The organism is Aquimarina agarilytica ZC1 (genome assembly GCF_000255455.1).
GTDB lineage: Bacteria > Bacteroidota > Bacteroidia > Flavobacteriales > Flavobacteriaceae > Aquimarina > Aquimarina agarilytica.
Window position 1 is genome coordinate 229,718 of sequence record NZ_JH621246.1, and the last position, 10,611, is coordinate 240,328.

General features: G+C 34.1%; 13 protein-coding genes. 5 read left to right on the forward strand and 8 right to left on the reverse strand.

Going from position 1 to position 10,611, the window contains the following annotated elements:
- Window positions 1–67: 67 nt before the first annotated feature.
- The 8 genes from KQA_RS0200985 to KQA_RS0201020 form a co-directional block, all read right to left on the reverse strand.
- Complete coding sequence (locus KQA_RS0200985) at window positions 68–550, reverse strand: ExbD/TolR family protein (protein WP_010177295.1); 483 nt, start codon at window positions 548–550, stop codon at window positions 68–70.
- A gap of 23 nt (window positions 551–573) precedes the next feature.
- Window positions 574–1,188 (reverse strand): ExbD/TolR family protein, encoded by a 615-nt coding sequence (locus KQA_RS0200990; protein ID WP_010177296.1) that lies wholly within the window; start codon window positions 1,186–1,188, stop codon window positions 574–576.
- 2 nt (window positions 1,189–1,190) lie between these two features.
- A complete protein-coding gene (locus KQA_RS0200995) occupies window positions 1,191–1,664 on the reverse strand; it encodes a hypothetical protein (RefSeq protein WP_010177297.1) in 474 nt (157 codons plus the stop codon).
- 103 nt (window positions 1,665–1,767) lie between these two features.
- Window positions 1,768–2,547 carry a MotA/TolQ/ExbB proton channel family protein gene (locus KQA_RS0201000; protein ID WP_010177298.1) on the reverse strand — a complete coding sequence of 260 codons (780 nt, stop codon included), beginning with the start codon at window positions 2,545–2,547 and terminating at the stop codon, window positions 1,768–1,770.
- Between the two features lie 182 nt (window positions 2,548–2,729).
- A complete protein-coding gene (locus tag KQA_RS0201005) occupies window positions 2,730–3,752 on the reverse strand; it encodes an asparaginase (protein WP_010177299.1) in 1,023 nt (340 codons plus the stop codon).
- A 78-nt stretch (window positions 3,753–3,830) separates the two neighbouring features.
- On the reverse strand, window positions 3,831–4,598 hold the full coding sequence (locus KQA_RS0201010; protein ID WP_010177300.1) for a TatD family hydrolase: 768 nt from the start codon (window positions 4,596–4,598) through the stop codon (window positions 3,831–3,833).
- Window positions 4,599–4,646: 48 nt separating this feature from the next.
- Entirely contained in the window at window positions 4,647–4,985 is a 339-nt protein-coding gene (locus KQA_RS0201015; protein WP_010177301.1) for a hypothetical protein, read from the reverse strand.
- Window positions 4,986–5,182: 197 nt separating this feature from the next.
- Window positions 5,183–5,632, reverse strand: a complete 450-nt coding sequence (locus KQA_RS0201020) for a nucleoside deaminase (RefSeq protein ID WP_010177302.1) — start codon at window positions 5,630–5,632, stop codon at window positions 5,183–5,185.
- Between the two features lie 128 nt (window positions 5,633–5,760).
- Here KQA_RS0201020 and KQA_RS0201025 point away from each other — a divergent pair, with 128 nt between their 5' ends.
- From KQA_RS0201025 to KQA_RS18220, 5 genes are all read left to right on the forward strand, one after another.
- A complete protein-coding gene (locus KQA_RS0201025) occupies window positions 5,761–7,527 on the forward strand; it encodes a 1-deoxy-D-xylulose-5-phosphate synthase (protein ID WP_010177303.1) in 1,767 nt (588 codons plus the stop codon).
- Window positions 7,528–7,677: 150 nt separating this feature from the next.
- The gene (locus tag KQA_RS0201030) at window positions 7,678–8,550 is read left to right on the forward strand and encodes a LamG domain-containing protein (RefSeq protein ID WP_010177304.1); all 873 of its coding nucleotides are present in this window, start codon (window positions 7,678–7,680) and stop codon (window positions 8,548–8,550) included.
- 36 nt (window positions 8,551–8,586) lie between these two features.
- Window positions 8,587–9,996: an aldehyde dehydrogenase gene (locus KQA_RS0201035; RefSeq protein ID WP_010177305.1), complete on the forward strand. Its 1,410-nt coding sequence runs from the start codon at window positions 8,587–8,589 to the stop codon at window positions 9,994–9,996.
- A 133-nt stretch (window positions 9,997–10,129) separates the two neighbouring features.
- The gene (locus tag KQA_RS0201040) at window positions 10,130–10,375 is read left to right on the forward strand and encodes an AbrB/MazE/SpoVT family DNA-binding domain-containing protein (RefSeq protein WP_010177306.1); all 246 of its coding nucleotides are present in this window, start codon (window positions 10,130–10,132) and stop codon (window positions 10,373–10,375) included.
- Complete coding sequence (locus KQA_RS18220) at window positions 10,366–10,593, forward strand: type II toxin-antitoxin system PemK/MazF family toxin (protein ID WP_010177307.1); 228 nt, start codon at window positions 10,366–10,368, stop codon at window positions 10,591–10,593. Before KQA_RS0201040 ends, KQA_RS18220 begins: the two co-directional genes overlap by 10 nt.
- Window positions 10,594–10,611 lie beyond the last annotated feature (18 nt).

Here is a 10,611-nt window from a genome sequence, read left to right on the forward strand (position 1 = left end):
ACCTCACATATAGGCATAAAAAATCCCGCCTATGGCAGGATTTTTTTATTGTTATGTGACTAAAAACTTATTTCACGTTTCTAGTAGCATCACCCGCTTTGGTAGAATAGTTAATTTTTAACTGATTCACTTCACGTAATTGCTCTTTAACATCACCTATAAGTCCCATATTGGTATTTTTGTCAACTTTTAAAGCTGCCATTAACTTCCCTATTTGATCCTCTGGCGTATTTGCTCTTGTTTCCTGTACAAAAGATTGCACCTCTTTTATATTTGAAACAAATTTATCATTCAACTGTACTTTTGCTTCTGTACCAAACTTACGATATTCTTTACCAGGCTTACCCGCGTAAATATACATTACCAAACTACGGTTTTCAAGCTTTTCCACTTGATCTGCATAAGGCAACACATTTTCTATCATTAAGGTACTATCACGCATTACAGTAGCCACCATAAAAAAGAACAAAAGCATGAATACAATATCAGGCAATGAAGCTGTCGAAATAGCGGGAAGTTCTTTTTTCCCTCCTTTATTAAACTTTGACATTTCTTATCTTTTTTAAATGGTTATTACTCTTTTGCTTCTGCTTCAGATAATTTTTCTGGAAACAACTTTTTCACAGCATCTTTCTTCTCTTCAAAATCTTTTTCCTCATCAGAATCCTTCTTTGCATCTTTTAGGCCTTGAAGAATATCTTTATAAGTCATCCCATACAAACGCTTTGCTTCACGCTCACGTAAAAATGCATAAGCTGCCATCAATTCATTTTGAATGGCTATGTAAGTTCCATAATTAGTTTCACGGCTATTTTGCAACGAAATTACCGCCTTACTTGGGTTATCCGATGATTCTGGATTTTTCTTACCACGACAGTAATTACACTTATTATTAGCCTCTGTACCACCACCATTATCTAAAAATTCAATGGCAGCTTGACGTAAATCCTTTAACTCCATGTTTTGATCCTCCACCAATAATTGATTGTCTTTGTTTACAATAACGTTAAACAAATTCTTTTCCTTTATTTTTGGGGCAGTAATATCATCTGGAAGTTTCGGAGGCAATTTCCTATTAATTCCTGTATCCGACGCAATTGTCGTTGTTACTAGGAAGAAAATAAGAAGCAAGAATGCAATATCGGCCATAGACCCTGCATTAACCTCTGGTGCTGCTCTTTTTGCCATAATTAGTTACTTATTGATTTTTTGATTCCTGCTACAAGCATTGCACCTACAGCTACTGCTGCAAAAATGTAAAATGCAATAATACCTGCTTCAACCCAACGTGTAGTACCTTCTGTGATTACTACACCATCTCTAGTAATTACTTCTTTCCCTTTTGATAAAGCAAAACTAACACCAACTACGACCAAAAAGGCACCAGCTCCTATTAGTGTTTTTACTAAACTTGATGGATTTTTTACTAAACCTCCAATAATTGTTATTAATGTTACCAACAATAACACTCCAATAACAACTAAGGCTAAATTGTAAAGTGGCGACACCAATGCTGTTGATTGCGCCAAAGGAAGTTCTCTTGCTTCTGTAGCACCAGCTTCAGTCATTAAGTCCGAAAAGCCACCATTCATTATATACAATAGCACACCTGACAATAAACCTACTGCAAGCACTACGTATGATATGATTTTTGAAATTTTCATTTGTTTCTTTGTTTTACACACTACCGAAATACGATAATGCTTTTATTAATAATCAGTTTCAAAAAGGATGATTTACAACCATCCTTTTTTAAAATAATATTGATTATTTCTTTTTGTTAGCAACAAGAATATCAATTAATGAAATTGAAGCATCCTCCATATCATTTACGATAGAATCAATTTTTGCAACAATATAGTTGTAAAAAATTTGAAGAATAATTGCTACAACTAATCCAAATACCGTAGTTAAAAGTGCTACTTTAATACCACCTGCTACTAATGCTGGATCCATATCTCCTGCTTGCTCAATTTTATCAAATGCCTGTATCATACCAATTACCGTACCCATGAAACCAAGCATTGGTGCCAAAGCGATAAATAATGATAACCATGATACGTTTTTCTCTAACTGTCCCATTTGTACACCACCGTAAGCAACTACTGCTTTTTCAGCAGCATCAATACTTTCGTCAGCTCTATCCAAACCTTGGTAGTAAATAGATGCAACAGGTCCTTTTGTATTTCTACAAACTTCCTTAGCCGCTTCTACACCACCACTTGCAAGTGCATCTTCAACACTTTTTTGTAATTTTTTTGAATTAGAAGTAGATAAGTTTAAGTAAATAATTCTTTCAATAGCAATTGCTAAACCTAAAATTAAACAAATCAATACAATTCCCATAAATTCAGGACCCCCTTCGATGAAACGCTTTTTCAATCCTTGGTGAAATGATTCCTTAACTACTGGCCCAGCTGTGTCATCCTGTAGTGATGATACTGCTTCAGTTGTTGTAGCAGCTACTTCTACTGCCGTGTTTGCATTTGCAACGTTACCAATCATCATTGCTCCTGCGATGGCTAAAATTGAAAAGATTTTTTTCATTAGTTCAAGTCTTAAGTTTACTAGTATTATTTAAGTTTTTAAAATCTGTGATAAATTAGGGGTAATACCCAATAAATTTTGTTTAAAGATATGTTTTTAAATGACAAATCAAAAAAAACACATACAATCACTTTAGCAAATAAATAAAAAAATGACGGTTTTATAAAATAGAAAACACTTTTTTAATGCATCTCCCCCCTTAAATTAGCTTCAAATTCTATTTTAAAGTCATTTCTCTGCTTATTTTGCCCTAACAAATACATTGCTTTTGTTATAGCCGCCTCGGTCGTCATGTCTTTAGCACTAATGATTCCCAAGGATTTCAACTGTTCACTTCCTTGGTAAATCCCTTGCTTAACTACCCCCGAAACACACTGGGAACAATTAATTATATTTTTTCCTTTTTTTTGCAATTCTTTCAATAAAAGCGCCAGCCAATTGGCATTAAAAATGGTTCCTGAGCCATAAGTTTCCATAATTAACACCTCAAAATCGACAGATGCACACAATTGCTCAAACATTTTAGTCGTTATACCTGGATGTATTTTTACTAACAAAACTTTATCATTTAATGCCTCCGAAAATTTTGTGACCCTATTTAAATTCGGCTTCAAAAGCATAGGTTCATTAATTTTAAGGCTTACGCCAGAAGTAACTAATGCTGGAAAATTAGGAGACATAAATGCTTTAAAACGGTCCGAACTTACTTTAGTACTTCGATTCCCTCTAAACAATTGACTATCAAAATACACCCCAACTTCGCTTACACTAGGCACTCCATTTTCCTGCAATAGGGCAATTTGAATGGCTGTCAACACATTTTCCAAGGCATCGGTTCTAATATCACCAACTGGCAGTTGCGAACCGGTAAAAATAATAGGTTTTCTTAAATTTGAAAACATAAAGCTCAAGGCAGAAGCCGTATACGACATGGTATCCGTCCCATGCAATACCACAAAGCCATCATACTGCATAAATTTACTATAAATAAGATTTCCTAAAAACTGCCAATCACTAGGATTCATATCCGCGGAATCCTTAGGCTCCGGAACACTTACAGTATCGATTTGAGCTTGAACTGATTTTAATTGAGGTATTTGCACTAAAAGATGATCAAAATCAAAAGCTTTTAACGCACCAGTAGCACTATCCTTGACCATTCCTATAGTTCCGCCTGTGTAAACTAGTAGTATTTTTTGCTGCATTCAATAGTTTAAATTATTCAAAGAAAGCTTCAAATTAGTAAAAAATAAAATAACAGCCCCTATTCCCTATCACTAAGACTACATTCCGTACACTTCTTTTGAATTTTGGGTAGTTAACGCTGCTATTTTCTCTACAGGTAATTGATAAATATCGGCTATTTTTTCGGCTATATTATAAATATAAGAAGACTCATTTCGTTTACCCCGAAAGGGAGTTGGTGCTAAATAAGGCGCATCGGTTTCCAACACGATATGCGCTATATCTATCTTATTCAAAAATTGATCAATTTTTCCGTTTTTAAATGTTGACACCCCACCTATCCCTAATTTCATTCCACAATTTATAGCCTGCAAGGCCTGCTCATAGGTTCCTGTAAAACAGTGAAAAATTCCATGCAAATCTTCTCCTCTATGCTTTTCTAAAATTTCAAAAGTTTCATTAAACGCATCCCTACAATGAATATTAATAGGCAACTGATGCTTTTTTGCTAAGGCTATCTGCTTTTCAAAGGCATTTTTTTGTTCATTTATATACGTTTTATCCCAATACAAATCCATACCAATTTCGCCCACTGCGCAAAACTGATGCTTTTCTAATTGCTCCTCTACATGAGCCAATTCTGCTAAATAATTTTCTTTTACATGTGTTGGGTGCAACCCCATCATTAAAAACACATTATTTGGAAAAGCTTGCTGTACCTCAAATAAATCTTTTGTAGTTTCTGAATCTACAGAAGGAACAAACAAACGAGAAACGCCTTTATCAATGGCGCGTTGAATCATTAAATTTCTATCTTCGGCGAAAGCCTCACTATTTAAATGGGTATGTGTATCGGTTAAAATCATGCGCCAAAAATAATGATTTTTGAGGCACTAAAATCTAGAATATTTTAGTTAAATATCTACCTTAAAGTAGGTTTTTATTATGGTCTTAATTATTTCTTCTTCGCGATTTGTCAATGCTGTTGACGAATGATTACACTGGAATAGTTGTCTTAACTCATTGTACAAGCTTGTGATTTTTTCAATAGAGATATCGTTTTTACTTATATACTTCCTTATTTTTCTACGACTTACCATACTCCTATCTTCGAGTATTTGATCCAAATGTGCTTCAAATTTTAACTCACCAACACTATCAATGATTAATTGACGCTTTTGATTTCCCTGAACATTTTCAGAAAAGCTAAAATACAAAAGGAAATAAGTTTTAAAATCTAAATAGCTCCACATAAAAAAACATGTTTACTATCATAACCTAAACAATTCATAATAATTACAAACACTAAGCTAGGTTTACGAGTAGCAGTAAAAAACTACATAAAAATAAATATTTTATTGAAAATCAACACTTTAAAACATGAAAATAACACTTTAGCGAATAAATTTTATTGAAAACAACTCAAAAATCCACTATAATCTTGAGTGTTTTAATTTAAATTTCGCTTTTCAACAAAGAAACGCTTTAACAAATGTTCACATTCATCTGCCAATATCCCCCCAATAAATTCGGTTTTAGGATGTAATGTTGTTCCCATTACTTTACAACCACGCTTAAAGTCCGATGCTCCGTAAACAATTTTTGAAATTTGACTCCAATACAAAGCTCCAGCACACATTTGGCAAGGCTCCAAGGTTACATAAAGTGTACAATCACGCAAATATTTCCCGCCTAAAAAATTAGCTGCCGCTGTAATAGCTTGCATTTCGGCATGTGCAGTTACATCGTTCAATAATTCTGTTAAATTGTGTGCACGTGCTATTATGCGATCTTTTATCACAATAACTGCCCCAACTGGAACCTCATCTTTTTCAAAAGCAGCTTCGGCCTCTTGCAAGGCTTTTTTCATATAGTACACATCATCAAAAACGGATTCCATAGCAAAGTATTTACTCAAATGTAATTAAAAATAACTTGTTAAAACATGCGGACTATTCCCATCATAAAATCCCATATATAAATTGATCACATTCCATTTTATAATTCTAATCGTATTATTTTTGCAGTATGCAAAAACTTTTAAATTCAATAAACTCCCCCGATGATTTGCGTAAACTTAACAAAACGCAACTCCCACAATTAGCTCAGGAATTGCGTGAGTTTATCATTACTATTGTTGCCACAAAAGAAGGACACTTAGGCGCTAGCTTAGGAGTTGTCGAATTAAGTATTGCATTACACTATTGCTATAACACACCAATAGATAACATTGTTTGGGACGTAGGTCATCAGGCGTATCCGCATAAAATTTTAACAGGTCGAAAAGCCGTTTTTGACACCAACAGACAACTTAATGGCATTAGTGGCTTTCCTAAACGAAGTGAAAGTAAGTATGATGCTTTTGGCACAGGACATTCATCCACTTCCATTTCTGCCGTGTTAGGTATGGCTTTGGCTGCTAAAATAAAACATGAACACAACCAACAGCATATTGCCGTTATTGGTGATGCTTCCATTGCTAGTGGAATGGCTTTTGAAGCATTAAATCATGCTGGTGTTGCTCAAGCAAATCTTACCGTAATTTTAAATGACAATGCCATTGGTATTGATCCAAGTGTTGGAGCATTAAAAAACTACTTAACCAAAGCCAAAAAAGGCATTTTTAACAGACAACCAAATATTATCGAAGCCTTAAACTTTGAATATATTGGTCCCATTGATGGCCATAATATAGACGAAGTTATTCTTCATTTAGAACAACTTAAAAAAATAACAGGACCTAAACTATTACATATAGTCACCACCAAAGGAAAAGGATTAAAAAAAGCCGAAGAAGATCAAGTACGCTATCACGCTCCCGGAAAATTTGACGCCAAAACAGGAGAACTCGCTCCAAAAATAGCCACTCCTTCTGCTCCTAAATTTCCTGAAGTATTGGGAACAAGCTTGATTGAATTAGCTTCTAAAAACAAAAAAATTATAACACTCACCCCGGCTATGCCTACTGGTAGTGGTTTAAATAAGCTAATGCAACAATTCCCAGAACGTAGCTTTGACGTGGGTATTGCCGAACAACATGCGGTTACACTTGCCGCCGGTATGGCCACACAGGGTCTTATCCCTTTTTGTGTTATTTATTCTACTTTTTTGCAACGGGCTTATGACCAAGTGATTCACGATGTAGCCCTACAAAATTTACCTGTAGTTTTTTGTATTGATCGCGCTGGCCTTGTTGGTCATGACGGTGCCACACATCATGGTGTTTTTGATATGGCTTATTTGCGTTGTATCCCCAACTTAATTATAGCCGTTCCTGCCGATGAAGTCGCCTTTAGAAATTTACTTTATACTGCTTCGTTAGGAATGCAACACCCCATAGCTATTCGCTATCCAAGAGGAAAAGGCATTCATTTAGATTGGAAACAGCCTTTTAAAAAAGTAAGTATCGGGGTAGGAAAACAACTATCCAAAGGAAACAAACTTGCTATTTTAAGCATCGGAAAAATGACACAATTCGCACGTAAAGCTATAGCTCGATCAACTCATGAAGTAGCTCATTTTGATATGGGCTTTGTAAAACCATTGGATACTAAACTTCTCACGCAAGTGTTTAACAGCTACAGCAAAATTATAACTATTGAAGATGGAGTAATTACTGGTGGTTTTGGATCGGCTGTGTTAGAGGAAGCTCAAGCACAAAATTACAAAGGAACCATTAAACTCATGGGTGTTCCCGATCAATTTATTGATCATGGCACCACCGAAGAACTGTACCAAATTTGCAATTTAGATGTTGACGCTATTATTCAAGAAATTCATCGTAGTTTAAACTAACCAAAATATACTTTTCAAGTCTTGTAAAAACAAGCAACTATATTTACTTGCTTAACACACTATAATTAGGGTTTATCTGTAATATTTAGCACACAAATCCAATATTTTTACTACTTTGCTAGGCAATAATCAAACAAATAAAATGCTCCAATGAACAACTTATCTTTTTTTAAAAAAGCCAGTCTTTTGATAGCGACTTTAACCACACTTAGCACTTTTGCTCAACCCACTCCTCCCAAAGGTGAATCCTGGAAAATGCTTACTACATTAAGTGACGAATTTGATACTTGGGATGACACCAAATGGAGAAAAGTACTTTGGGACTACCCGGCACCTAACAAAATGAAGGACGAAAATGCTGGAGTTTCCAATGGTAAATTATGGATTAAAGCAAGTATCGCTTCTGATACCGATACAGAAAGGTGGTTTGAAACCTCAAGAATATATTCAAAAGCACAAATTTCATATCCAATGTATATTGAATGTAGTATGAAAACAGCTCATATTTCTGCATATAACACCTTTTGGCTGAATAATGGAAATGCCGAGGGTAGAGATGAAATTGATATTTGCGAAAACATGTCTAATCCTATTAACAAAGAAGACGCCGACTTAGCTTATGTAAGACAATCACAATATTTTATTGTTGAAAATAGTGAAGCCGAAAGAAGTAAAGAAGTGTTTCCTGAGATTGAGGATAACCATACTAGAATTGCCGATTTTGACAATCGAAAATTATCCAACAACAACCCCGCTAAAGGCAAAAAATGGAACGAAGACTACCAGACTTTTGGCTTATATTGGAAAGATGCCTACACTATGATTTATTATATTAATGGTGAAAAATCGGGTGTTGATATTTCAAAAACCCCTTTTACCAGAAAATTAGATGTGATATGGGATTTATGGACTCAAAATCACGATGGTGGCCTAGAAACAAAAGAACGTATGCAATCGTTTACCGAAGAAGAAAGAACCATGTATATTGATTATGTGCACACCTATACTTATGCTAAAAAGTAATTATAGCTTGCTTGTTTAAAATATAATTGTAAACTAATGCCAAATACTATAAAAAAAACCGACACAGAAATCACTTCATTTGAAACTGAGGTTAAGGCTTTAATTGATACACAACGAAAGTTCTTTTATAGTAATGCCACAAAACCTGTTTCTTTTAGAATTGCTCAATTAAAAAAATTAAAACAACTCCTTAAAGACAATGAAGCTCAACTCCATAAAGCCATTTATGCCGATTTAAGAAAGTCTGAGTTTGACAATTTAACTACAGAATTATTACCCCTTTACAGTGAAATTGATTATGCTGTAAAAAACTTAAAAAAGTGGGCAACTCCAAAACGTGTAAAAACTACTATTTTAAATTTTCCTTCTAAAAGTTATATTGTTGCAGAACCACTCGGAGTTTCGTTAATTATTGGCGCATGGAATTTTCCTTACAATATTGCACTAATCCCCATAGTGGGTGCTATAGCTGCTGGAAATACTAGTATTTTAAAACCTAGCGAAATGGCTCCTGCAACGAGTGCTATTATGGCTGAGCTCATTAACAAAAACTTCCCATCGAACTATCTAAAAGTTTTACAAGGGGGTATTCCCGAAACTACAGCGATACTAAAACAGCGTTTTGATAAAATTTTCTTTACGGGAAGTCCGCAAGTTGGAAAAATTGTAAATCAAGCTGCCGCCCCACACCTCACCAATGTTACTTTAGAACTTGGTGGAAAAAATCCTGCCATTTTCACTAAAGATTGCTCGTTAAACATCGGTGTTAAACGTATGGTTTCTGGTAAATTTCTTAATGCAGGACAAATTTGTATTACATCGGATTACGTACTTGTTCAAAAAGATATCAAAGAAAAATTTTTAACACAAGTGGTGGCCGAAATTAAGAAACAAAATTACAGTATTGAAAATGGAAATTTTGTAGAACTAATTAATGACAAAAATTTTGACAGAATCGTTTCATTAATTGATTCCCAAAAAGTGTATTATGGAGGTAATTATATTAAAGAAACCCGTTTTATTGAACCCACTATACTTACCAATGTAAGTGTTGATGATGCCGTAATGCAAGAGGAAATTTTTGGACCTGTATTACCTGTTATTGAATATGATACTATTGATGAAGCTTTTGCTATTATCCAAAAATTTGAAAAACCCTTATCGGCCTACCTATTTTCCAATAATAGTACCATTAAAAAACGTTTTCTAAATGAAGTATCCTTTGGCAATGGAGCTATCAATGATTCCATTATGCAGTTTACTAATCATAATTTACCTTTTGGAGGGGTTGGTAATAGCGGAACTGGAAGTTATCATGGTAAATTTAGCTTTGACTGCTTTTCACATGCTAAGTCTATTCTAAGCAAATCAACTTGGATTGAAGCTAACCTTAAATATTATGAGCACACCGATACTAAAATGAAGATTATTAAAAAATTGTTCTAAACTCTAAAATACTGCCAAAACAAGCTCAACACAAACTATTAAATTTCAAAACCTTATACTTGCCACTTAGGAAAAGTTATTTTTTTGTAATAACTTTGTAATAACTTTGTAATAACTTTTAATCTAAGATTTTATGGAAGTTTCGGTAATACAAATAGGGAATTCTAAAGGAATACGATTTAGCAAAACCATTCTCGAAAAATACAATATAAAAGATAAAGTTGATTTAATTCTTGAAAAAGGTAAAATCATTATACAGCCCATATCCACTCCAAGAAAAGGATGGGATGATGCTTTTAAAGAAATGAGCGCAAATGGTGATGACAAACTATTGTTCAATGATGTTTTTGAAGATGAAACTTTTGAAGAATGGAATTAAATCAATACGAAATTGTGTTAGTCAACCTAAACCCAACTGTAGGTAGTGAAATAAACAAAACACGTCCTTGCGTTATTATTTCTCCAAATGAAATGAATAAACACCTCAGAACAATTATTCTTGCTCCAATGACTACAAGTTCTAAAAAGTATCCCACAAGAATTGAAATAAAACATAATAACCTGAGTTCGATTATTAGAACAGATAAATTTGGTTAGTATTTTGGGTTTCAAATT

Coding starts and splice junctions, on each gene's coding strand:
- KQA_RS0200985 (WP_010177295.1), bottom strand. CDS start 550: ATGTCAAAGTTTAATAAAGGAGGGAAAAAAGAACTTCCCGCTATTTCG.
- KQA_RS0200990 (WP_010177296.1), bottom strand. CDS start 1,188: ATGGCAAAAAGAGCAGCACCAGAGGTTAATGCAGGGTCTATGGCCGAT.
- KQA_RS0200995 (WP_010177297.1), bottom strand. CDS start 1,664: ATGAAAATTTCAAAAATCATATCATACGTAGTGCTTGCAGTAGGTTTA.
- KQA_RS0201000 (WP_010177298.1), bottom strand. CDS start 2,547: ATGAAAAAAATCTTTTCAATTTTAGCCATCGCAGGAGCAATGATGATT.
- KQA_RS0201005 (WP_010177299.1), bottom strand. CDS start 3,752: ATGCAGCAAAAAATACTACTAGTTTACACAGGCGGAACTATAGGAATG.
- KQA_RS0201010 (WP_010177300.1), bottom strand. CDS start 4,598: ATGATTTTAACCGATACACATACCCATTTAAATAGTGAGGCTTTCGCC.
- KQA_RS0201015 (WP_010177301.1), bottom strand. CDS start 4,985: ATGTGGAGCTATTTAGATTTTAAAACTTATTTCCTTTTGTATTTTAGC.
- KQA_RS0201020 (WP_010177302.1), bottom strand. CDS start 5,632: ATGGAATCCGTTTTTGATGATGTGTACTATATGAAAAAAGCCTTGCAA.
- KQA_RS0201025 (WP_010177303.1), top strand. CDS start 5,761: ATGCAAAAACTTTTAAATTCAATAAACTCCCCCGATGATTTGCGTAAA.
- KQA_RS0201030 (WP_010177304.1), top strand. CDS start 7,678: ATGAACAACTTATCTTTTTTTAAAAAAGCCAGTCTTTTGATAGCGACT.
- KQA_RS0201035 (WP_010177305.1), top strand. CDS start 8,587: ATGCCAAATACTATAAAAAAAACCGACACAGAAATCACTTCATTTGAA.
- KQA_RS0201040 (WP_010177306.1), top strand. CDS start 10,130: ATGGAAGTTTCGGTAATACAAATAGGGAATTCTAAAGGAATACGATTT.
- KQA_RS18220 (WP_010177307.1), top strand. CDS start 10,366: ATGGAATTAAATCAATACGAAATTGTGTTAGTCAACCTAAACCCAACT.